The following is a 22,553-nucleotide window of genomic DNA, read 5'->3' on the forward strand; positions in this document are numbered from 1 at the left end:
GTGTCTCTCCTCGTCAGAACTTGTGGCGCAGGCCGATGCCGAAGCTGGTCGCGCGCGAAGCGGTATTGATCTTGTCGCTCATGGCGATGGTGTAGAGGTCCGAGCGCTTGGACAGCATGTAGTCGTAACCTACGGACAGCGTGTTGCGCTTGCGGTCCGCGCCGACGAGCGACCCGGTACGCTTGGTGTTCGCGTAACCGAGCAGGACGGAACCCTGGCCGACCGGGGCCGAGAGCCCGAGGCTGTAAAGCTTGTCGGTCATGGTCGCGGCGGTGGTGGTTTCATCCTTGTTGCGCTGGTAGGTGGCAAACAGCTTGGCCACGTTGAAGTTGTAGCTCGCACCGACGAAGGCCGTCTTTTGCTGGTTGATCGAGGCGACGCTGAACGGCACAGTGGTGACATCAATGATCGCCCCCGGGTTGGGGTTGGCAACCTGCACGTCGTGATAGAACGCAGAGAGGCCGAGCGGGCCGTTGAAGTACAGCGCGTTCACGCCGACGTTGTTGCGGCTGGTCGCCCCGGCGACTTCACCGAACTGGTAATGCAGGTTGGCGCTCAGGCCGCCGATCTTCGGCGTGGTGTAGATGATCTGGTTGCTCCAGCCGGTGTCGCCCGCGTTGGCGGCGGTCCAGGTGCGCGCGCCGAAGGGGCCGGAGGGCACGTTGGCGTTGACCACCAGCGGCGAGAAGGTAAACGAATCGCCGAAGGGATTGAACAGCACCGTCGGCAGGAATTGCGGCGCCAGGCCGCGGCCGAACTGCACCTTGCCGAAGCCGCCGGCAAGGCCGACGTTGGCGTCGCGCGAGAACAGGTTGTCGCCGCCGAAGCGGCCGATCTCGCCGGTGTCGCCGCGATAGAACCCGGTGAGCGCAACCTCCGCGCGCAAGCCGCCGCCGAGGTCTTCCGTGCCCTTGAATCCCCACCACGCCGTCGTCATGCCGCCGCTGCCGACAACGCCCTTGCGGCCAGTGTCGCCGCTGTTCTTCATGGAGCCGGCAAACATGTCGACCAGCCCGCCGACGGTGATATTCGTTTGCGCCAGCGCGCTCCCTGTTGCCACACATGCCAGAAGTCCCAGTGCCGCTTGTGCTTTTTTCATTTCCAGTCCTTGTTGATGGATTAAACAGCGCCGCGCCTTGCACTTGCGGCAGCATGTTTCCCCTTCAGCAATTGGCATGCCCGGTGGAAATCATTCTTTTGGTGCAAGTTTTCTTGATGCAGGACAAGAAACGAAAGCAGCTCACACCGCCCGTGCGCCATCGGGGTGCGCGCTGCTATCCGGATGATTGAAAGGTTCAAATGCCCGCGCCGCATGAGAAGCGCTCCGGCCCCACCTATACCAGCGGCAGGAAGGAGCACCGACCGGGCAGGTGTCACTCGATCTGCTTCGGCGCAGCCCTGGTCGCGCCGAAAGCGTGCTTACCTGCGCGGCGGTGCAACAGACGCCCCTTCAATGCCGTGACGTCCAAGCGATTCGCGCACGAATCCCGACGCCTTCATTTCCTCCACAAACCGAGCGAGGTAATCGACGACATGGGCGGGGCGGCTCTTGGGCGTCGCCATGGCCTGCTGGATAACCATGAAACGTTCCGGCAGCAGCCGCAGGCCGGCAAACCGGGCGCAGTCCGATTCCAGCTGCTGGCGCACGCCTGCTGCGACTTCCAGCGACTCGGCAACAAAGGTATCGACAACGGTCGGCGAGTTCGACGATGGTCGGCGCCAGCACGGCAAGGCCGAATGTCGCGATGGTTCCCGCAACGAACGAACCGATTGCCGCCGTCGCCAGCGCCGGTCCGCCACGGCCGGTGCGCGCCATCCTGTGCCCCTCGATGGCTGTCGCGATCGAGGCGGCTTCGCCGGGCGTATTGATCAGGATCGCGGTGGTGGAACTGCCGTACATGCTGCCGAAGTAGATACCGGCAAACATGATGATCGATCCGGTCGGGTCGAGCTTGAAGGTAACCGGAAGCAGCAGCGCAACCGTGAGCGACGGGCTGATGCCGGGCAAGACGCCGATCAGCTTCATGGCGACCGATGGCCCGACGCCCGGGCCGGTGCCGCTTGTCACCCTGAAGGCATCGACGACCGTCAGCGTTGCCAGCGCCAGCAACACCATGCCGACGACCAGCGGCTCCCGCCAGGCGGGCACCTTTTGCGCAGCGGGGTTCGTCATTTTGCAAGTCCGATGGAGGTCAGCACATCCTTGACCCGCGCCTGGTCGCTCTTCAGGAACACGGCGAACTGATCGGCCGGCAGGTAGGCGTCATCCCAGCCGCGTGCCTTCAGGATCTTGGCCCACTCGGCCGACTTGACCGCCTTGTCGACGGCCATCGCGAGCGCCTTGCGCTGGTCGGCCGTGATGCTGGGTGCGCCAACAATGCCGCACCAGTTGACCAGCTTGACGTCCATGCCCTGCTCCTTGAGCGTCGGCACCTCGACACCCGCGAGCCGCTTGCCGGAAGACAGGGCGAGCGCACGCGGATCACGGTCAAGAACATTACGAAGATCCGGAAGCTGCTGGACAAGGCCTAGCTTGTGTCTTCATTGTTTCGATTTGCAACAAAAGTCGAAATCTCCACCCATCCTGCCTATATTTCCAGCAGTAAAACAGGTGCCATGGACGAGGAGAAATATATGAAGACTATGCATACCCCGATTCTGATTGCCGGTCTGTCCAGTGCTGTTCTGCTTGCTGCATGCGGGGGTGGCGGCGGCGGTGACACTTCGGTGGCAGCCGGCACGCTCAAGGTGTCGCTCACCGATGCTCCTGCTTGCGGGTTCAACAACGTCTTTGTCACCGTGAGCAAGGTGCGCGTGCACAAGGGCGGCGACGCCGCCGAGGGAGATTCCGGTTGGTCGGAGATCGTACTGACCACGCCGCGCAAGATCGACCTGCTCAATCTCGTCAACGGCAAGCTCGAAGACCTCGGGCAAACCAGCCTCCCTGCCGGCACCTACAACCAGATCCGCCTGGTGCTGGTCCCGAACTCCGGCACCACCCTCGCCAACTCCATCGTGCCGACCGGCGGCACCGAAGTGGCGCTGGCCACGCCCAGCGGCGTGCAGAGCGGCATCAAGCTCAACGGCAACTTTGAAGTCACCGGCGGCGCAACCACAGAGATCGCGCTCGATTTCGACGCCTGCAAATCCATCGTCACGCGCGGCAATGGAAGCTATGGCCTCAAACCGGTTATCCGGATGATTCCGATGGTCAGCAGCGGCACGATCAACGGTTACGTCGAGAAGAACGCCGTCGGCCCGCAAACCGCCGTCAGCGCCCAGCTCAACGGTGTCGTGGTGCGCAGCACCGTGCCGGACAGCGAAGGATTCTTCTCGCTTGCGCCGCTGGAAGCAGGCAACTACGTGGTAGTCGTGACAGGAACATCCCGCTCAACCGACATCATCAACGCCGTCCCTGTCGCCGCCAAGGGCACGACTGCGCTCAGCACCAGTGCCGCCCCGCTGCTGACCGCCACCTCCACCATGGGGTCGGTATCCGGAACGGTGCTGCCGGCCGATGCCGAAGGAAGCGTGACCGCCTTCCAGGCGGTGAGCGGCGGACCGGTGGCATCGATCAGGTATGTCGCGGCCAATGGCACGACCGGGGAGTACGCGCTGCCGCTTCCCCTGGCCGCGCCGCGCTACGGTCAATACAGCAGCACGCTGCCGATCAGCTTCACGGCGCAAACCGCGCTCGCAGGGAAATATGCGCTGCAGGCCGGTGCTACGGGTTACCAGACGCAATCGGCCGATATCGACCTGGCCGGCGCCAACCTGACCCGGAATTTTTCACTGGTGAAGTAAGTCTCCATCAGCACGCAGGAATGCTCACTGGCCCAGGCCGGTGAGCATTTTCCCGCCTGATGATTTCCGTCGCTCAACCGGATGCCCGGCGCGATCGAAATTGATCTTCGCGCTCCATTCATCGTGCAGGCTTTGAAGCTGCACGACGCATTCGCCATCCATTCCCTGGCTTTTCGCCCACCGGCGAATGTAGTCGTCCGTACTCCAGACGCCGGGTGATAGCACTGGCGCCTTTCTCTCATTGCTCGTCTGCATTGCTGTCTTTTCAAGTGATTTCATATGCGAATTCATAACCCTACTAAAAGATGCATTTTACTTGAATGTTTAAATTTGGAAACATACAATGTGCTGGTACTGATAAGGAGCAATGATGAACATCGATAAATTCAAGCACCAGCACGTCGAGATTTATGAATGCATTAACACGCTGCGCCGGCATGCACTGTCGGGGATTGTTGAAAATGCGCGGGAAATTGCGCGCGGCGTGGTTTCCATGAGCTCGAAGATCAAGCTTCACCTCAGCGTCGAGGACACGGTCCTCTATCCCGCCCTGAGATCGAGCCATAGCGCGTCAGTGGCGAGCCTGGGCAACCAGTACCAGGAAGACATGAAGACGATCGCCAAGAGTTACGAAGAGTTCGCGCGCAAATGGAACACGGCTTCCAATGTCGCAAAGGATCCCGATGGATTCCGGGCTGAAGCGAACATCGTGCTCAAGAAGCTGCATGCCCGCATTCGCCAGGAAGACTTGAACTTCTATCCTGCCATCGAGGGTATTTAGTGGACATGTCCACGTACGGCGATGACAAGCATCCGGACTGGAACGCTGCGCAAATTCATCCATGCCCCTTGATCAGCCCCGGGCCGATGGCCAGGAGTCCGCACATTCCGGCCAATGCAAAACCGCCGCGGACTGCCTGGGCCAGCAGTTGCAGCAAGCCGGAATAATCACCGCCGATATGAAGGGTTAACTGCTGCGCCATCCATAGCAACGATGCGCCGAATGCCAGGCAACACGCCGCCTGTCCGAGAAATCGTCGCGCGGCGAATGGACGGGTATCTTCCGTCTTTTCCCATGGAACAGTGCCGGCAAACGCGCAACCGATGCGGCGCGCGGCCGCCCAGAGCAGTCCAATGAGAAAGCCGAACCACAACGCGAATTCGACGAACGGCGGCCACACTTCCCGGACAAAGGCGCGAAGCTGGGCATCGCCCATTCCGGCCGGCCAAAATGCGATGAGTACACCTGTCACGGCCGCAAACGTCGCTGCGATCCATAGTGACAACACGAATTGCGCCTTCCAGAACAGGAATTCTGCTTCCAGCGCAACATCGTCAATGGAAGTGCGGATTCCCATAAGCGTCTCTCCGTCACATCAGCTGTAGCACGACAGTTTTGACCAGTTTTCCGTGATTCGGTTTTCTTGAACATCGGCCTGAAAAAAGCGAGCCGGCATGATGTGAAAAAGGCGAGTTTAAACATTCAATTAAAATAGATGTTATGTTAGAGTAATGTCGTACCGATACGTCAGCCGGTTATTTTTCAAACATGAGGGAACAGTATGAAAACTGAAAATTTGTCATTGTCGAGTGCATTGGACGAAACGAGCGCCATGGAAGCCGCACGCGTGCTCAATGCAATCAACGGGGTGAGCAAGGTTGCAATCACTACCGCGACCGGGACGATCAACATCGGTTTTGACGATGACGTTACCTCGCTTCAAGAGGTGAGGACGGCCCTGCAACGGGCAGGCTTTGGTGTGAAACGTGCCCACGGAGAAGAGGGAATGTGCTGCGGAAGTTGCGGCAGCTGAATCCTGCGCAACGGATTTCTCCACGGATCATGAACACCCCCGCATTTTTCGACCATGTCCCCGCCATCACCGTGTACGACGGCCTCGCGCAGTTTCTCGGGGCCTGCGACGATGGCCTCATCACCTACCACTACATCGACGCGGTACGTCTCGCTGGGCATTCCTGCCCGACCGTTGCCGGCGCCTATCTCATGACGCGGCGCGCGCTTGCATTGCTGTATCCGGACCGGACTCCCGAACGCGGCGAACTCCAGGTGCGGTTCTCCGCTGCCATGGACGAAGGCGTGACAGGTGTCATCGGAAACGTTGTCAGCCTTGTGACGGGCGCAGCCGGCCTGGGTGGATTCAAGGGCATCGGCGGACATTTCGGGCGGCAGAATCTGATGCATTTTTCTTGCGACCTGGAAGGTGAGGTATCGTTCGAACGGCTCGACAACGGGACATCCGTTCAGCTGGCCACGCATTTGAACAGGGTCGATGCCGACCCGCGGACCGGGAAATTATTGAGAAAGATTCTGGAAGGCCTGGCTACGCAGGAGGAAACGTCGGAATTTTCAGCGCTCTGGCAGGAACGGGTGCGGCGCATCCTGATCGACCATGCCGACGACCCGGAAATGATTTCTGCAACAGAGGTGATGCCCTGCCTGTAGGGAACCGGTCACTGGAGTAAGATGTCGCAAGGCACTCGCCGGAATCCTGGCGAATGAATTGCGAGGTATTCATATGGCTACGTCCGTCACGCACACCCTGCCAGACATCGAACTTTCGGAAGAATTGATCCGCAAGTTCGACAAGCCGGGACCGCGCTACACTTCCTATCCGACCGCGGACCGGTTCAATACGGCATTCAACGACCAGACGTACCACACCTACCTGGCGCAACGTTCCACGCGTACCGGCAACCCGCCGTTGTCGGTCTACCTGCACCTGCCGTTTTGCGAGTCGCTTTGCTACTTCTGTGCGTGCAACAAGATCATCACCCAGGACCATGGCCGCGTCACCGAGTACCTGCGCTACCTGGACAAGGAAATGGCGATGGTCGCATCCCATCTCGGTCCGGATCGCAAGACGGTCCAGCTGCATCTGGGAGGCGGAACGCCGACATTCTTCAACGCCGACGAGCTGCGCCAGCTCATGGACATGGTGCGCAAGCATTTCACGTTCACGCCCGACGCCGAACTCAGCGTCGAAATCGATCCTCGCACGGTGCGTGACGGCACGCTGTCCATGCTCGCCGGCCTTGGCTTCAACCGGAACAGCTTCGGTGTGCAGGACTTCGATCCGGCGGTGCAGCAGTCGGTGAACCGCATCCAGCCATTCGAAATGGTGGAGCGCGCGGTGGCCGAGAGCCGCAAGGCGAATTTCCAGTCGATCAACGCCGACCTGATCTACGGCTTGCCCAAGCAGACCCTCGAAAGCTTCAGCCGCACGCTGGACAGTCTTATCCAGGTCGCGCCGGACCGCATCGCGCTGTACAACTATGCGCATTTGCCGAGCCGGTTCAAGGCGCAGCGCCTGATCGTCGCCGAAGACCTTCCGTCCGCGGAAGACCGCTTGCAGATTTTCATGATGTCGACGCGCCGTCTTCTTGACGCCGGCTATGTGTATATCGGCCTTGACCATTTTTCCAGGCCGGACGAGGAATTGAACAAGGCGCGCCTCGATGGCACGCTGCACCGCAACTTCCAGGGTTACACCACGCGCGCCGAATGCGACCTGATCGGTTTCGGCGTGTCGGCCATCGGCAAGGTCGGCAATTCCTATAGCCAGTCGGTGCGCAGCGTGACTGCGTATTACGCGGCACTCGACGCCGGGCGGCTGCCAGTTGAAAAAGGATTCGAGCTGAGCAAGGACGACCTGCTGCGGCGCCAGATCATCATGACGCTGATGTGCAGCGCGCCGCTGGACATCGAAGCCATCAACCGCCAGTACGACATCGATTTCCAGCACTATTTCGCGCACGAGATGGGCGTCTTGCGGCAATACGAGGACGCGGGGCTGATTACGACCGATCCCTCGGCCATCCGCGTCACCACCAAGGGCCGACTGTTCGTGCGCGCGGTCGGCATGACGTTCGACAAGTATCTGGCGCAGCCGACGACGTCGACGTATTCCAAATTGATCTAGGCATGAGCAAGAAGTTTCCTGTCAATCCCAAACATCCCGAGCGCGTCTGCTGGGGATGCGACAAGTATTGCCCATCCGATTCGCTCGCCTGCGGAAACGGCTCGGAGCGTACCCAGCATCCGGTCGAGCTGTTCGGCGAAGGCTGGCAGGAGTGGGGGCTGGACGCGCCTGAGGAGCCGGCCAAGACGGCCGATAGCTGACGTCCGGCCCCAAGGGATGGATGTCAGCCGAAAAAAAACCACCGATCGTCCGACCGGTGGTTTTTCGTGCAGGGCCTGTAACTGCCCTGGCAATTCTCGCGACTGTGACCGCGTTCAGGACACTTGCTGAATCCCCGCCAGTACCCAGCCACCATTGCCGGATGCCGGCTTGGACAGGTTCCACACCTCGGTGAACTGTTCCGCCGGTGCATTCTCCACTTCGCGGATCATGCCGGTGAATCGCACGCTGGCGAGGTGCTCGTCGCCGATGGTTTCGATGCCCAACAGCTGCGCGTCCAGCGACACGACGTCGGTGTGGTTCGCCGATGCGCCGCGCTCCAGCAGTTGCTGCTTCATCTCGGCGAACATTTCCGGCGAGGTGAATTCGCGCAGATCGTTCACGTCGGCCTTGTCCCATGCCGCCTGCAGGCGGATGAAGTAGGTCTTCGCGTGGCGCAGGAAACCCGCGGTGTCGAAGTCGGCCGGGATGCCCCAAGGCGCGCCGTCCACATCAGCAGCGCCAGCAGCAGCGGACGGCGACTGCAGTGCAGCCGGTTCGATGCGCGAACCGATGTCAGGCGTGGCGAAGCCCGTGCCGGCGGCTGCCGGCTGGAATGCGCTCTTTGCCTGTGCGCCGTTCTTCTTGCTGGTCAGCATGCGGTAGATGAAGAATGCCGCGGCTGCAAGCAGACCGACCATCAGGATGGTGCTGATCATGCCGGCCAGTGCGCCGCCGATGCCGAGGTGCGACAGCAGTGCGCCGAGGCCGAGGCCGAGCAGGGCGCCGCCGAGCAGGCCCTTCCACATGCTGGGCTTGGCGGCCGGAGCGGGAGCAGGAGCTGCAGGCTTGGCCGCGGTAGCTGCCGCGGGTGCGGCCTGCTGGTTCTGCATCGGTGCGGCTTGCTGGCGGCTTACGCTCTGCGACTGCTTGCCGACCGAACCGCCGCCGCCCATGCGCTTCGCCTGGGCTTCGGACACGACAACCGACAGCGCGCTGACCGCGACCATCAGGGTGACCAGAAATTTCTTCATGTTTCCTCCGAGAGTTGAAATTCGTGTGAAGGCATCGAGCCATTCACAACGAGCTACATGGTAAAGCGCCGCCATAATTATAAAAAGCGAATAAATATAGATATTTACTTCGATAAAACAGGAAATTCACCCGACCGAACTTGCGCCTGAGCCGCATGTCAAACAGTCAACATTACATGTTTGAAGGATGGCCGTCATGGCAAGAACCATGTGGAAAGGCGCGATCAGCTTCGGCCTGCTGCACGCGCCGGTGGGGCTCTATCCCGCATCGAAACAGGATGAAATCGACTTCGACTGGCTGCACCGCAAGTCGCTCAAGCCGGTGGGCTACAAGCGCGTCGTCAAGGACACCGGCGAGGAAGTCGGCAAGGACGACATCGTCAAGGCAGTCAAGTACGAGGACCAGTACGTCGTGCTGTCGGACGAGGAAATCAAGGCGGCCAACGTCAAGTCGACGCACACGATCGATATCGTCGGCTTCACCGAGGCGGAGGACGTCAATTTCCTGTTCTTCGAAACGCCCTACTATCTCGCTCCGACGAAGGGCGGCGAAAAGGTCTATGCACTGCTGCGCGAAGCCCTGCTGAAGACAAAGAAGATCGGCGTCGCGCTCGTCGTGCTGCACAACAAGCAGCATCTCGCCGCGCTGATCGCCACGCCGCAGGCGATCGTGCTCAACACCCTGCGTTGGGCCACCGAGGTACGCGGCGCCGATGACCTCGACCTGCCGGAAGAAGGTCTGAAAGGCGTCGCCATCAAGCCCAAGGAATTGCAGATGGCCACCCAACTCATCGAAAGCATGGCCGAGGCATGGCAGCCAGAACAGTTCAAGGACACCTTCCGCGACGACATCATGAAGATGGTGAAGCAGAAGTTCGACGCCGGCATGGCGACCGAAATCACCGAGGTGAAGATCGAGGAGCCGGAGGAAACCAGCAACGTGGTCGATCTCACCGAACTGCTGCGCAAGAGCCTGCAAGGAAAGTCGCCGGCACCGAAGGCTGCGGCGAAGAAGGAAAAGGCGCCGCCTCCGCCTCGCAAGCGTGCGAATGCGCGCAGCTCGAAGTCCGTTCATTGATGCATCGCCATGCCGGGAAAGCTGTCCGCCTATCACGCCAAGCGCAACTTCCGGATCACGCCTGAACCGAAGGGTGAAGTCGCCGAGCCGGCCGGACGCCTGCGCTTCGTCGTGCAGAAGCACCATGCGCGCAAGCTGCATTACGACTTCCGCCTCGAGATGGACGGCGCGCTCAAAAGCTGGGCGGTGCCGAAGGGGCCCAGCCTCGATCCTTCGGACAAGCGGCTGGCGGTGCATGTCGAGGACCATCCGCTCGACTATATCGATTTCGAGGGCGACATTCCGGAGAAGCAGTATGGCGCCGGCCATGTCGATGTATGGGACACCGGCACCTGGGAACCGCAGGGCGATCCGGTCGCCGCCTACAAGGCGGGCAAGATCAAGTTCCGGCTCGACGGCGAGAAGCTGCACGGCGGATGGAACCTGGTGCGTACGCGCCTGCCCGGCGGAAGCAAGGAACAATGGCTGCTGATCAAGGAGAAGGACGAGGCGGCACGCAGCGCGAAGGAGTACGACATTACAGAAGCGGAACCGGACAGCGTGCTGCGCAAACCGAAGACCGATGATGCCGCGCTCGTCTCGCGCAAGCCGTCTGCCCTTCCCGACACGCTCGTGCCGCAACTGGCGACACTGGTCGGTGACATCCCGCGTACGGGCGACTGGATGTATGAAATCAAGTTCGACGGCTACCGGCTGCTGGCGCGCGTCGACGGCGACGAGGTGAAGCTCTTCACGCGCGACGGCAAGGACTGGACGGCGAAACTGCCGGCGCAGGAACAAAGGTGCATGGCGTGAAGGTGACGCATCCCGAGCGTGTCATCGATCCGGCGAGCGGGTTGACGAAACTGGATCTCGTGCGCTACTACGAACAGGTTGCCGATTACCTGCTCCCCTGGCTGCACGACAGGCCCGTCTACCTGCTGCGCTGCCCCGATGGCGTCACCGGCGAGCATTTCTTCCAGAAGCACATCAACCGCACAGCCATTCCCGGCATGCGCACGCTCGATCCCGCCCTCGATCCGGACCACGATCCGTTGATGGTGATCGGCAGCACGGATGCGCTGATCGGCGCGGCGCAGATGGGTGCGATCGAACTGCACACCTGCAATGCCACGGCGGATCGCATCGAGCGCCCGGACTGCATGGTGTTCGACCTCGATCCCGATCCATCCCTGCCCTGGCAGAAAGTGGTCGAAGGCGCGCGGCTGGTATGCGTCGTGCTCGACGAACTCGGCCTTCAAAGCTTCCTGAAGACCAGCGGCGGCAAGGGACTGCATCTTGTCGTGCCGCTCGCGCGCCGCCACTCATGGGACGAGGTATCCGCATTCTCGCAGGCGGTGGCGCGCCATCTTGCGGCGACGCTGCCCCGGCATTTCAGCGCGAAGATGGGCGAGAAAAACAGGGTGGGGAAGATCTTCGTGGACTACCTGCGCAACAAGCGGCAGGCCAGCACCGTGTCGCCCTACTCCGTGCGCGCAAGACCCGGCCTGCCTGTCGCCGTGCCCATTGCGCGGGATGAACTGGACACCATCAAAGGCGCGGCGGAATGGACGATTGCAACGCTGCCCGGACGACTCTCAACGCTGCACGATGATCCGTGGAAGGATTACGCCACCATGCGTCAGACGCTGGGCAAGGCCATGCGGAACAAGCTGGGGCTCGATTGATCCAGAGAAAGACGAACTATTCCAGCCGTTCCACGCTCTGATCCTGCGCATCACCCGATCAGATACAACGAAGGAGTCACCTATGTTTGAACGCACTTCACTGAACGGCCGCCGCGTAGCGGTGCTCGCCGCGGACGGTTTTGAAAAGATCGAACTCACGCTTCCGCTGAAGGCACTGGAAGCGAAGGGTGCGGAAGTCGACATCATTTCGCTTCGCTCCGGCAGCATTCGCGGCGTCAACCTGCATGAACCGGCGAGCCGCATCAAGGTTGACCGCACGCTCGAGGAAGCCAGCCCGTCCGATTACGATGCCTTGCTGATTCCCGGTGGATTCATGAGTCCCGACCTGCTGCGCCAGTCGGCCTCGGCACGCGATTTCGTGCGCGCGTTCGACGCCGCGCGCAAGCCGATCGCCAGTCTTTGCCATGGTCCATGGGTGATTGCCTCGGCCGGACTTGCCAAAGGACGGACCATGACCTCCTGGCCGGGCGTACGCGATGACATGGTGAATGCCGGCGCGGTCTGGCTCGACCAGGCCGTGGTGCGCGACGGCAACTGGGTGACGAGCCGCAGTCCGCAAGACCTCAAACCCTTCATCAAGGAAATGACAGCCTTATTTGCGGAAACGGCGCCGGTCACGGACAACGTTGCCCACTCGATGTTTTCCGATCCGCAACGCGAGGCGCCGCCGGCTCTGGCAACGACCGCAATGCGCTTCATTCCGCGGCCCTCACTCCGCACGCTCGTCGGCGTGGCCGTGGTCGGGGCGGGCATCATGGCGGTCAACAAGCGACGGCAGGCGGCGACGCAATAAGCACATGCCCCAGCTTGCTGCCTGGAATCTGCCGGAAGAGGGAACTTCATCGTTATCGAAGAGTCAATGCACTCCCATGTTTGTTATTTCATGAGCAAGGAAAGCAATGATCCAGGCAGCAACTCTCTCTTCTTACGATCCCAACAAGCTTCTCAACATCATCAATGCACGGCTTGGCGTGTCAAGCGATGGCGCCCTGTCCCGCAAGCTGAAGGTCGCGCGCAATGTCATCGGCGACATCCGCGCATGCCGCATGCCGGTTGGCGGTTCGATACTGTTGCTGATGCATGAAGCGACCGGCATCAGCATCGATGAATTGCGGCGTCTCATGGGCGACCGCCGCGCCAAATGCCGGTTGAGCGTTTCCGTTATCACCCCTCGTGGCGTCGCCATGAACTGAAGTCATCCACACTGCGCGCGCCCGTCCGGTCCATGATGCCGGACGCGCGCGTGTCCTCCGCCTCGTCTTCCCTGATGACGAGATAATCCGGATCCATGTCTTGTAGGAGAACGTACGACGAGCTCAGGATAGGCGCGATTATCGGCACACGTTCTGCGCGACAACAAGATCCGGTGGAAATAGGGCGCTCAGGCGCGCTTGGATTCGAGGAAGCACCGGATCTGGTCGAGCCGGACCGGTTTGACCAGATGGTGGTCGAATCCCGCGTCGCGCGATTGCAGCTTGGCGCTGTCCTGTGCCCATCCGGTGACGGCGATGATCAGGATACCCTTGCCGCCGGGCAGTGCGCGAATATGACGCACTGCTTCGTACCCGTCCATGCCGGGCATGCCGATATCCATGACCACAATGTCCGGCAGGCGCGCGGCGGCGGCTTGCAGTGCATCGGGACCGTTGTAGACGGCATCGACGGTAAAGCCGTCGGCCTCGAGCAATTGCTGCAGCATGTCGGCGCCGTCGCGGTTGTCGTCGACCACCAGCACGCGCCGGTTGCCGGCGACCGGCGGATGCAGCGCGCCGGCTGTCTCACGGCGCCTGCCGGGATCGGTCACGACCGGCAGGGTCATGGTGAATTCGCTGCCCTTGCCGGGTCCCTCGCTTGCCGCGGTGAGCGTGCCGCCATGCATTTCGACAAAGCGCCGGGCGAGACTGAGGCCGATCCCCAGTCCGCCGGGGCCGTGCGCGCGCGCATGCGCCGGCATGCCTTGGGCGAACATCTCGAAGATTCGTTCGGTCGCCGCCGGCTCCAGGCCGATACCGGTGTCCCGGACGCGAAAGCTGACATTCCTGTCGTGCACCTCGACGGCAAGCGATATGCTGCCGGGCGACGGCGTAAACTTGATCGCATTGCCGAGGACGTTGGCCAGGCTTTGCACCAGCCGCACCGGGTCAACGTCGAGCGTGATGTCTTCCTGCGGCTGCGACACATGGAGCGCGTGCGGCTTTCCTTCCAGCATCGGCGCGCAGATCTCCATCGCATGGGAAATGATGGAGGAGAGCAAGACCGGATCCCGTTGCAGCACGATCTTGCCGCTGGTGATGCGCGCCACGTCGAGCAGGTCGTCGACCAGCCGCGTCAGGTGTCCGATCTGCCGTTCCACCACATCGCATACCTTGCTCACGCCGGATGCCGCCGGGTACATGAGCGACAGCACGCTCATCGAGGTGCGGATGGGCGCGAGCGGATTGCGCAGTTCGTGCGCCAGGCTGGCGATGAATTCATCCTTGCGCTGTTCGGCCTCGCGCACCTGGTATTGCCGCATGCGCGCATTGAGCGCCGATTTCACGGAACTGATCAGGGCGCGCGTGCGCACCGGCCGTTCCAGCAGCGTGAGGTTGCGCAAAGTATCCATCACGGATTGCAGGCCCGGAGAATCAGCTCCCTGGTGCGTCACCACGAGAATCGGGATGTCGGACCAGTGCGGCTGCCCGGCCACCCACGTTCCGAGCAGCCTGAGCGCGGCCGGCGTCAATGTTTCCTCTTGCGCCAGCAGTGCGCCCGCGCCGCGTTCGAGCTCGGCCAGCACGTCCTGCGTCGTGTTGCAGATGACGCTCGCCATGCCCCCCGCCTCAAGCACGCGTTGCGCAAGCTGCGCGTCCCGCCCGGTCGGGGCGAACAGCAGAATCCGCGATTCCAGCGCGTGCAGATCAGTTGTCATTGTCAATCCCGACGTCCCCGGCATTGTCGCGGATGGTCGGCACACCGGTCAGGACGCCGTGGAACTGGCGCAGCACCGGCCCGACGCGGATGCCTTCGCTGGACATGGAAAACGCGCGCAGCGTGCGCTCATGCGGACCGCCGCGCTTTTTGAAGACCGACACCGCCTGCCGCACTTCGCCATCCGCCTCGTAGTGGCGCAACAGCAGAACGTTGTCGGCAAGGTAGCTGGCATCCACGCTGGCCGTGCTGTTGCTGCCAATGAGGCCCTGGTGCACGCCGACCAGGATGGTGACAACGCCGCGCTGGCCGAGCCAGGTAAGCAGTTCGTGCAGGTGGGTGGTCAGGAAGCGCTCGTCCGGCATCGCGCTGAGGTAGCCGTTCAGGCTGTCGATCACGATGACCTTCGCGCCCTGCTCAGCGGCGGCGCACACGTTGTGCGCGAACTCGCCGGGCGGAAGTTCCGCCGGGTCGATCTGCTGGATGGTCAGCAGCTGCGTTTCCAGCGGCTGCGTCAGCTTCATGCCAAGGCCCTCGGCGCGGTTGATCAGGTTGTTGGCGGATTCTTCGAAGATGAACATCGCGGCGCGCGCACCGCGCTCGACCACGGCCGAGACGAACTGAGCCGCCAGCGAGGACTTGCCGGTTCCCGGCGGGCCGGAGATCAGGGTACTGGTGCCTTCCTCGATGCCACCGCCGAGCAGCTTGTCCAGTTCAGGCAGTCCGGAGACGAACTGCTGCCGGCGCGCCGTGACGCGGGAAGTCGACGCCACCAGGCGCGGATAAGCGATCAGCCCGCCGCGCACGATGGCGTAGTCGTGGAGGCCGGCACGGAAATTGACGCCGCGGTATTTGCCGACGCGGATGCGCCGGCGGTCGACGCCGTATTCCTTCGGCTTCTGCTCGAGCATGATCACCGCATGGGCGATGCTGTGCACCTGGAGATCGGCACTGGACGCCGTGCGGTCGTCCAGCAGTAGAACGGTGCAGGCGCGGTTGGCGAAGAACTGCTTGTACGCGAGCACCTGGCGCCGGTAACGCAAGGCGTTGTCGGCCAGGAGCTGCAGTTCGGAAAGCGAGTCGATCACGACGCGGCTCGGCCTGAACGATTCCACCGCAGCCAGGATCTCCTGCGTGGTAGAGCCCAGTTCCACCTCGGAAGGATGGAACATGGTGTACTGTTCCTTCGGATCAAGCAGGCTTTCGCTGGGGATTACCTCGTGGATGTGGATGCCGTCCATCGACCAGCCGTGCGAGGCGGCGACGGCGCGCAGCTCGGAGGCGTTTTCCGCCAGCGAGATGTACAGCACGCGCTCGCCCTGCTTCACGCCTTCAATCAGGAACTGCAGGCCGAGCGTTGTCTTGCCGGAGCCGGGCTGGCCTTCGACAAGATAGAGACGTTCCCGCGTGAGGCCGCCGCACAGGATTTCGTCGAGACCGGGAACGCCGGTAGAGATGAAGGTATCGGTATTCTGTTCACTGGGCATGGTGTCTGGCTCCGTCCACACGGGCTGCGATCAGGAAAGTATTCCAGCATTTTGCATGAAGCCGCGCAGGGCTGCATGCACTTGATCAAGCCGGCATGGTTCCATGCGGGTGCGAGATTTCCTCGGGAAAAAGGAATCGCTTGATCATCAGGCCGGCCATTTCCGTGGCGGGGACTGGCCGGGACACGAAGTGACCCTGCACTTCGTCGCATTCGAGCATCTGCAGAGCGTGGAGCTGCTCTTCGGTTTCCACCCCTTCGGCAACGATGCTGATATCGAGGGCATCGGCCATCGAGACGATGGCCTTGAACAGCGCCTTTCCTTCGGCGCCGTCGCACAACGTGACAGTGAAAGCGCGGTCGACCTTCAGGATGTCGACATTGAGCCGTTGCAGCTGTGACAGGGACGAATAACCGGTGCCGAAGTCGTCCACCAGCAGCTTGACGCCCAGACGGCGCAGTCCGTCCAGTTCGCCGGTTACCGTATCGTCCTGTCCAGCCATGCAGGACTCCGTCAGTTCGACCCCGACCAGCGACGGGTCCACGCCGTGACGCCGCATGGAGCCGGCGAGGAAATCGCTGACGTGGCCGTCGTTGAATTGCAGTGCCGAGACATTGATCGAGACCGGCACGATCGGCAAGCCTTCCATCTTCCACTGCGCGATCTGGGCGCAGGCCTTCTCGATGACGCTCCTGCCGAGCTGCAGGATCAGGCCGGTATCTTCCGCGACCTCGATGAACTCGATCGGCGGCACCAGGCCGCGTTCGGGATGCTGCCAGCGCACCAGTGCTTCCATGCTGCACAGTTTCCCGGTGGCGGTATCGACGCGAGGCTGGTAATGCAGGACGAATTCGTCGCGCTCGATCGCCTGGCGCAGCGCCTGCTCCCGGTTGATGCGCAGGACCAGCCGGTCCGACAGATGCGACTGGTAGAACTGGTAGCGCCCCTTGCCCGCGGCCTTGGCCGCATACATGGCGACGTCCGCATGCTTGAGGAGCGTGTCGCCGTCCTGGCCGTCCTGCGGGTACATGCTGATGCCGATCGAGGCATGCACGCGGTGCCCGCTCGAATGCGCGACGGAAAACGGCTCGTCGAGGGATTCGATGATCAGGCGTGCCACGCGGGCAACATCGTCCACGCGCCTGACCTGGTCCAGCACAATGGTGAATTCGTCGCCGCCCAGGCGCACTACCCGGTCGCTGCCGCGTACCAGCGAGCGCAACCGGTCGGCCGCCGCCTTGAGCAGTTCGTCTCCCGCCACATGCCCCAGGGTGTCATTGATGTTCTTGAAGTCATCGAGGTCGATGAACAGGACGGCCAGGTTGTGATGGCTGCTGCGCGCCTGGTCGATGGCGATGGGCAGGTAGTTGGTCAGCCAGTGGCGGTTGGGCAGGGTGGTCAGGGCATCGGCGTTGGCCATGTTGGTGAGTTCCTGCTCGTGCGCCTTGATGTCGGAAATATCCCGGATGGTCATCGCCAGGCCGGCGCCGGAACGCACCAGCTTGCGATGCACCCAATCGACCTTCAGCATGCTGCGGCTCGACACGCGCACCTCGTCTTCGTAATAGCCTTCCTCCATTGCCTGCCGCAACCGCTCCAGCGCAGCCTGCGCATAATCCTCGGCATGCAGCTCCGCCACGGTACGGCCGATGAGTCCGGCCTTGCTCATGCCGACCAGCGCCGCGCCGCGCTCGTTGCAGTCGGCCACCTGGAAATCGGTGACCTTGCCGCTGCCGTCCCGGAGCGGGCGCAGCATGTAGAAACCTTCCTTGGCAGCATCGACCGCGAGCCGGTAGGTTTCCCGGACCTCATGCTCCTTCTGGCGGCGCCACGCAAGCCGGGCGGAAAGTGCCGTACCGATGCTGGCGAACAGGAACAGGAACAGGCTCCCGGCGGTAGCAAGCGCGAAGTAGCGACGGGCGGTGGCGTTATACGCGGCATATACCTGCTTTTCGGACAGGGCAGCCAGCGCAACGAGGGGGTAGCGGCCCAGTTGTCTCCAGGCCACGATGCGCGACTGGCCGTCCCGGAATCGGCCCGCTCCCTCCACTTCCGAACCTGCCGGCGTCTTGAACACCGGGTCGTCACGATAAAACTGGTGCCCGTTGGTGGTCCGGCCATTGGCCGTGACGGCGAGAATGGGGCCGCGGCTGTAGCGTACAGAGACGAAATCATCGCGCCCCAGCACGGCTTCGTCATAGAAGGTCCCGAGGAAAGCCGGCTGGGCTGAAATCATGGCCATGCCGGCAAAGTTGCCGTCGATATCTTCGAGCCGCCGGGTAAAGCGAATCACGGGCACGCCAAGCCGCTTGGATATCTCGGGTCCTGCTATCAATAGTCCGGACTCGCCCGCCTTGTGCTCCAGGAAATTCGGATGCGTGGCTAAGGACAGGCGCTGCGGCAGCGGCAGCGTGCTCGTAACAACATCGCCATTGCTATCGGCCACGCTGGCGTAGAGCTGGCCGTTGTCGGGATACAGGCCGCGCTCCTGCTGGCGCTCCAGGTTGAGGATGACGTAGGGATCTTCCCAGTCGTGCTTCAGGCGCAGGGTGAGCTGGTCGATGTAACCGACGGTCCGTTCCAGCTGGACGGCGTAGGCGCGCGCAAGCGACTCCGCCTGCCGGCTTGCGTCGTCACGGACCTTGGCATGGTCGCGGTTCAGGATGGAAAGGATCGCGCCCCAGAGAAGGCAGGCAAGCAGGAGCGCGGCGGCCGGCCAGAGGACGATGGCGCGCGCATTTCTCCTGGGGAACCCGGGTTGCGTGGTCGTTGCGGCGTTGCGGGGCGCTTCGGGCGTCCCGATGTCCGAATCGTTCATGAATGATGGCGTCGTGGTGCAGGCGCCGTATGCGTGCAAGCAGCGCTGCCTGCTGAAGGTTTAACTGAAACTAAGAAACGCGACCGCCCACCGAAGTTCCGGGGCGGGAAAGTGCGTCAGGCGTGGTCCCGGGTCACGGCGCGGATGAGTTGGACGGCGGGCGTTGCCAGGTCGCGCAACTGCTCGACCTGGCCGGTTTCGATAGCGTTCAGCACCAATTCGTTCACTCCGCCCACGACGGCCATTGCCATTTCGCGCGACAGAGGGCGACGGCCGCGGCTGCGATTGATGACATGCAACATGAAGTCGGCGATTTCATCATTCATCCTGCGCCGGGCGGCAAGTCCTTCCGGACCGAGGCCGAGGATTTCAATGAACAGGGTGCGGACCAGCGCGGGATTCTGCGCCAGGCAGTCGAAGTAGGCGGCCATGGCCTGTTCCACCTGGTCCTCCCAGTCGCGCCCCGGATCGAGTGCTTCACGCAAAACCTTGAGGGCGCCGTGGCTGGCCGCTTCGTACAGCGCGATCAGGCACGCCGACTTGGTGGCGAAATGCTCGTAGAACGTGCGGCGCGAAACGGCCGCCTCGCGCACGATGTCGGCAATCGTTGTTTCCGCATATCCCTTTTCCGCGACGGCCTGCGCCATGCCTTCCAGCAAGCGGTGGCGATGGCGGGTCAGGGAATCCGTGTCGGACAAGGTTTGCGTCATGTCAGGAATTTTAACAGTCTGGTACTTGACAGTACCAAGGCGGCATACGAACATGATTGGTACGCAACAGTACCAATCGCAGTTTTTGCCAATCCCCTGCCCGCCGGAGCGTTCCGATGACCGACCTCGTCGTCCGCCGTCTGCTGATCGACCTTGAAAAGCCGTTCGCCCGCCACTGGTGCGGCGGAGACGCCTTTCGCAGCGCGCTGTTCAATGCGCTGTCGATGAGCTTTCCGGTCGGGGAGCAGTTTTTCATCGATTCCGTGCGCAACGGCTACAAGGCCTTGCCGGAGGATAAGCAGGAGCACTTCCGCACGGAGGTACAGGGATTCGTCGGGCAGGAAGCGACGCACCGCCGGCTGCATTCCCTGTTCAACGGCCACCTGGAGAAGCAGGGACTGGTCAATGAGTGGGCGCCGCGCGCGCAGAAGCGCCTGAAGCTGCTGGACGGCGCCGACTACCGCCACTGGGTCGCCATCACCGCGGCCAACGAGCACTACACCGCGATCCTGGCCGACTGGCTGCTGCGCAACCACGACGTGCTGGAAGGCGAGCCGCGCCTGAAGACGATGTGGCTGTGGCATTGCGCGGAGGAATCGGAGCACAAGAGCACCGCCTTCGACCTGTATCACGCGCTGGACGGCAACCACACATGGCGCATCGTCTGGATGCGGCGCATCACCACTATCTTCCTTGGCGACCTGGTCCGCCAGACGGTCAACAACCTGCGCCGCGACGGAACCCTGTGGAAGTGGAGCACGTGGAAAAGCGCCGCCAGCTTCCTGTTCGGCAAGCGCGGGCTGGTGCGCGAGACTTATGCCCCATGGCGCGAATACTTCCGCGAGGATTTCCACCCGGCGCAACAGGACAGCAGCCTGTCGTCGCGCTGGCTGGCCGACAACGCGGAGAAGTACACGCCCGTTGGGGCTTAAGTCACCACATCCGCGAACTGCTTGGTGTCGGTGTATTCCTGGAAGCGCACCACGCGGCCGTCGCGCAGGCTCCATACATGCGCAAACTGCGCATGCAGCTCCTTGCCGGTTTCCTTGTAACGTCCGTGGTGCGTGCCCAGCACCACGACATTGTGCTCGGCGTCGAGCATCTGTTCCGGCTTGACGGCAAACTCGTCCCAGTCATGTCCCAGGCGCATGAACACGCCTTCCAGCACTGCTTTCGGGCCGACGTAGGGATTCCGGTCGGCGTACGGAAAATTGTCCGCCTCGATCCACTCGATACTTTCGTCCATGCGATCCAGCACCGCCGGGACATCGCCCTTGCTGAAAGCATCGTACAGTCCGCGTATCGTCTCCACGTTCAGTTGTGACATGACGGTCTCCTCATGTGCGTCCGGCAAAGGCCGGCGCCTGCCACCATGGTAGGCAGGCGCGCTGAAACAGGAATGAAGAGACGGGAATTGTTTGCGCCGGCGCAAACTCAGCGGTGCATCCCGAAGCGCATGCGCGAGAGCAAGCCGTCAGCGGCACTGCGCGCATCGTGCAGCGCAGGTTCCGGCACGAACTTCAGTAGTGCCGGGATGCCGAGCGCCAGCAGCGTGACGTCATCGACGAGTCCCAGCAGCGCCAGCCAGTCGGGAATGATATCGATCGGGCTGAAGACGTACAGGCCGAGCAATATTGCCACCAGTTTCAGGCGGAATGGCGTGGCCGGATTGCGGCAGGCGTACCACAACACAAGGATTTCCCGTCCGACAGCACGGAACAAACGACCCAGGCGCAGAAACATTGCGATCTCCAGTACCCGATAAAGTTGATACGGAAAGCTTTGGCAACGGCGCAACGGAAAAGTGCCGTCGTATTTCCTGAACGATGCTTCGTCAGCGCCTGATGTTCACCATGACAACGCCGAACATCACCAGCACCGCGCCGGCAACAAAGCGCGGATCGAGCGGATCGTCCAGCAGCAGCACACCGAAACCGACACCGAACATCGGAGTCAGGAAGGAAAACACCGACAGCCGCGAGGCGAGGTACTTGCGCAGCATCCAGAACCAGACGAGATAGCTGAGGAAAGCCACGATGACCGACTGGAAGAACAGGCTGCCCCACACCACCCCTGTCATCGCCACACCACTGCCCTGGCCGATCAGCAGCGCGATGGCCACGAGGATCACGCCGCAGCTGGCGAGCTGGTAGAACAGCGTGATTGCCGGCGGCGCTTCGGACAGTGCGGAACGGCGGATCAGCAGGGTAGTCGCCGCCCAGAACACGCCGCCGAGCACACCGAGCGCGTCGCCCGCAAGCATCGACGTCCAGTCGCGCGACGTGCTGGCGAAACCATTGGAAAAGGCGACGGCAATCCCCGCGAAGGCCGCAAACGCGCCGGCCCACTGCAAGGTCCCCAGCCGCTCGCCGGGAATGAACCAGTGCAGCCCGAGCACCGTGAAGATCGGCGCCGTGTAGAGGAACACTGACATATGCGATGCGGTGGTGTATTGCAAGCCCACGGCGACGAACAGGAACTCGAGCGCGAACAGCAAACCCGCGCCGATGCCGGGAAGGAAAAACCGGTCGCGCACAGACAGGCGCTCGCCCTTCCACAGGATCACTGCCAATACCAGCGCAGCCGCAGCGAGCGACCGCAGGCCGATCTGCATCACCGGCCCCATCGAAGGCGCGGCGAGCTTCACCGCCACCTGTTGCAGTCCCCACAGCACGCACAGCACGAGCATCGTGGTGATGGCGAGGGTATCGAGGGCTTTGCGTTGCACTGACATGTTGAAACCTGAAAACGTGAAGCGGCTATTGTATGCGCGGGAAAGTTTTCGCGTTGCCGCCCCGCACTTCTTGCACTCGCTCAGGGGAGATGGCGAAAAGGCCTGCATTGCCTGAACCAGTTCAGGGAGGCTATCTCTAACTTGTTCAGAA

At 62.1% G+C, this 22,553-nt stretch carries 22 protein-coding genes and 3 pseudogenes; 11 read left to right on the top strand and 14 right to left on the bottom strand.

All coding sequences use genetic code 11. The features are described 5' to 3' along the window. Positions 1-13: 13 nt before the first annotated feature. The 4 genes and pseudogenes from AC3WOY_RS12075 to AC3WOY_RS12090 form a co-directional block, all read right to left on the bottom strand. Entirely contained in the window at positions 14-1,099 is a 1,086-nt protein-coding gene (locus tag AC3WOY_RS12075) for a porin (protein WP_492424031.1), read from the bottom strand. A 320-nt stretch (positions 1,100-1,419) separates the two neighbouring features. After that, positions 1,420-1,701, bottom strand: a pseudogene (locus AC3WOY_RS12080) (type 2 periplasmic-binding domain-containing protein); the annotation flags it as partial. Continuing rightward, positions 1,697-2,026 (bottom strand): annotated as a pseudogene (locus AC3WOY_RS12085) (tripartite tricarboxylate transporter permease); the annotation flags it as partial. The pseudogenes AC3WOY_RS12080 and AC3WOY_RS12085, both read right to left, overlap by 5 nt. 143 nt (positions 2,027-2,169) lie before the next feature. Further along, positions 2,170-2,466: a hypothetical protein gene (locus AC3WOY_RS12090; protein WP_492429281.1), complete on the bottom strand. Its 297-nt coding sequence runs from the start codon at positions 2,464-2,466 to the stop codon at positions 2,170-2,172. A gap of 168 nt (positions 2,467-2,634) precedes the next feature. Between AC3WOY_RS12090 and AC3WOY_RS12095 the strand changes: the two genes are divergently transcribed. Next, positions 2,635-3,804, top strand: a complete 1,170-nt coding sequence (locus AC3WOY_RS12095) for a DUF4382 domain-containing protein (protein ID WP_492424033.1) — start codon at positions 2,635-2,637, stop codon at positions 3,802-3,804. A gap of 24 nt (positions 3,805-3,828) precedes the next feature. Here the strand turns inward: AC3WOY_RS12095 and AC3WOY_RS12100 are convergent, their stop codons facing one another. After that, positions 3,829-4,083 carry a hypothetical protein gene (locus AC3WOY_RS12100; protein ID WP_492424035.1) on the bottom strand — a complete coding sequence of 85 codons (255 nt, stop codon included), beginning with the start codon at positions 4,081-4,083 and terminating at the stop codon, positions 3,829-3,831. An 88-nt stretch (positions 4,084-4,171) separates the two neighbouring features. Between AC3WOY_RS12100 and AC3WOY_RS12105 the strand changes: the two genes are divergently transcribed. Further along, positions 4,172-4,585 (top strand): hemerythrin domain-containing protein, encoded by a 414-nt coding sequence (locus AC3WOY_RS12105; RefSeq protein ID WP_492424037.1) that lies wholly within the window; start codon positions 4,172-4,174, stop codon positions 4,583-4,585. A gap of 55 nt (positions 4,586-4,640) precedes the next feature. Here AC3WOY_RS12105 and AC3WOY_RS12110 read toward each other — a convergent pair whose 3' ends face one another. Further along, positions 4,641-5,162: a hypothetical protein gene (locus AC3WOY_RS12110; RefSeq protein WP_492424039.1), complete on the bottom strand. Its 522-nt coding sequence runs from the start codon at positions 5,160-5,162 to the stop codon at positions 4,641-4,643. 204 nt (positions 5,163-5,366) lie between these two features. On the opposite strand from AC3WOY_RS12110, the gene AC3WOY_RS12115 reads away from it, so the two are divergent. From AC3WOY_RS12115 to AC3WOY_RS12130, 4 genes are all read left to right on the top strand, one after another. After that, the gene (locus AC3WOY_RS12115) at positions 5,367-5,618 is read left to right on the top strand and encodes a heavy-metal-associated domain-containing protein (protein WP_492424041.1); all 252 of its coding nucleotides are present in this window, start codon (positions 5,367-5,369) and stop codon (positions 5,616-5,618) included. 29 nt (positions 5,619-5,647) lie between these two features. After that, positions 5,648-6,268 (top strand): hypothetical protein, encoded by a 621-nt coding sequence (locus tag AC3WOY_RS12120; protein WP_492424043.1) that lies wholly within the window; start codon positions 5,648-5,650, stop codon positions 6,266-6,268. Between the two features lie 73 nt (positions 6,269-6,341). Next, complete coding sequence (gene hemN / locus AC3WOY_RS12125; RefSeq protein ID WP_492424045.1) at positions 6,342-7,745, top strand: oxygen-independent coproporphyrinogen III oxidase; 1,404 nt, start codon at positions 6,342-6,344, stop codon at positions 7,743-7,745. A 2-nt stretch (positions 7,746-7,747) separates the two neighbouring features. Further along, positions 7,748-7,945, top strand: a complete 198-nt coding sequence (locus AC3WOY_RS12130; RefSeq protein ID WP_492424047.1) for a DUF3079 domain-containing protein — start codon at positions 7,748-7,750, stop codon at positions 7,943-7,945. A gap of 114 nt (positions 7,946-8,059) precedes the next feature. Here AC3WOY_RS12130 and AC3WOY_RS12135 read toward each other — a convergent pair whose 3' ends face one another. Beyond that, positions 8,060-8,977 carry a Tim44 domain-containing protein gene (locus AC3WOY_RS12135; protein ID WP_492424049.1) on the bottom strand — a complete coding sequence of 306 codons (918 nt, stop codon included), beginning with the start codon at positions 8,975-8,977 and terminating at the stop codon, positions 8,060-8,062. Positions 8,978-9,173: 196 nt separating this feature from the next. On the opposite strand from AC3WOY_RS12135, the gene ku reads away from it, so the two are divergent. From ku to AC3WOY_RS12155, 4 genes and pseudogenes are all read left to right on the top strand, one after another. Continuing rightward, positions 9,174-10,055: a non-homologous end joining protein Ku gene (gene ku / locus AC3WOY_RS12140; RefSeq protein WP_492424051.1), complete on the top strand. Its 882-nt coding sequence runs from the start codon at positions 9,174-9,176 to the stop codon at positions 10,053-10,055. A gap of 9 nt (positions 10,056-10,064) precedes the next feature. After that, positions 10,065-11,722 (top strand): annotated as a pseudogene (ligD, locus tag AC3WOY_RS12145) (non-homologous end-joining DNA ligase). An 82-nt stretch (positions 11,723-11,804) separates the two neighbouring features. Beyond that, positions 11,805-12,536 (top strand): type 1 glutamine amidotransferase domain-containing protein, encoded by a 732-nt coding sequence (locus AC3WOY_RS12150; protein WP_492424053.1) that lies wholly within the window; start codon positions 11,805-11,807, stop codon positions 12,534-12,536. 106 nt (positions 12,537-12,642) lie between these two features. Then, positions 12,643-12,936 (top strand): hypothetical protein, encoded by a 294-nt coding sequence (locus tag AC3WOY_RS12155; protein WP_492424055.1) that lies wholly within the window; start codon positions 12,643-12,645, stop codon positions 12,934-12,936. A 188-nt stretch (positions 12,937-13,124) separates the two neighbouring features. Here AC3WOY_RS12155 and AC3WOY_RS12160 read toward each other — a convergent pair whose 3' ends face one another. From AC3WOY_RS12160 to AC3WOY_RS12175, 4 genes are all read right to left on the bottom strand, one after another. Next, positions 13,125-14,654 carry a hybrid sensor histidine kinase/response regulator gene (locus AC3WOY_RS12160; protein ID WP_492424057.1) on the bottom strand — a complete coding sequence of 510 codons (1,530 nt, stop codon included), beginning with the start codon at positions 14,652-14,654 and terminating at the stop codon, positions 13,125-13,127. Further along, a complete protein-coding gene (locus AC3WOY_RS12165; protein ID WP_492424059.1) occupies positions 14,644-16,140 on the bottom strand; it encodes an ATPase domain-containing protein in 1,497 nt (498 codons plus the stop codon). The genes AC3WOY_RS12160 and AC3WOY_RS12165 overlap by 11 nt, the downstream gene beginning before the upstream one ends. 85 nt (positions 16,141-16,225) lie before the next feature. Beyond that, a complete protein-coding gene (locus AC3WOY_RS12170) occupies positions 16,226-18,958 on the bottom strand; it encodes a bifunctional diguanylate cyclase/phosphodiesterase (protein WP_492424061.1) in 2,733 nt (910 codons plus the stop codon). A 116-nt stretch (positions 18,959-19,074) separates the two neighbouring features. Beyond that, positions 19,075-19,668 carry a TetR/AcrR family transcriptional regulator gene (locus AC3WOY_RS12175; protein ID WP_492424063.1) on the bottom strand — a complete coding sequence of 198 codons (594 nt, stop codon included), beginning with the start codon at positions 19,666-19,668 and terminating at the stop codon, positions 19,075-19,077. Positions 19,669-19,784: 116 nt separating this feature from the next. Between AC3WOY_RS12175 and AC3WOY_RS12180 the strand changes: the two genes are divergently transcribed. Then, entirely contained in the window at positions 19,785-20,600 is an 816-nt protein-coding gene (locus AC3WOY_RS12180; protein ID WP_492424065.1) for a metal-dependent hydrolase, read from the top strand. Here the strand turns inward: AC3WOY_RS12180 and AC3WOY_RS12185 are convergent. The 3 genes from AC3WOY_RS12185 to AC3WOY_RS12195 all read right to left on the bottom strand — a co-directional run bounded on the left by AC3WOY_RS12185 (position 20,597) and on the right by AC3WOY_RS12195 (position 22,402). Continuing rightward, entirely contained in the window at positions 20,597-20,995 is a 399-nt protein-coding gene (locus tag AC3WOY_RS12185; RefSeq protein WP_492424067.1) for a nuclear transport factor 2 family protein, read from the bottom strand. The genes AC3WOY_RS12180 and AC3WOY_RS12185 overlap by 4 nt on opposite strands. 107 nt (positions 20,996-21,102) lie before the next feature. After that, the gene (locus AC3WOY_RS12190; RefSeq protein WP_492424069.1) at positions 21,103-21,411 is read right to left on the bottom strand and encodes a YkvA family protein; all 309 of its coding nucleotides are present in this window, start codon (positions 21,409-21,411) and stop codon (positions 21,103-21,105) included. A gap of 91 nt (positions 21,412-21,502) precedes the next feature. After that, positions 21,503-22,402, bottom strand: coding sequence for a DMT family transporter (locus tag AC3WOY_RS12195; RefSeq protein WP_492424071.1), 900 nt, complete (start codon positions 22,400-22,402; stop codon positions 21,503-21,505). Between the last annotated feature and the right edge of the window lie 151 nt (positions 22,403-22,553).

It is taken from the genome of Noviherbaspirillum sp. FW303-A3 (assembly GCF_058788695.1).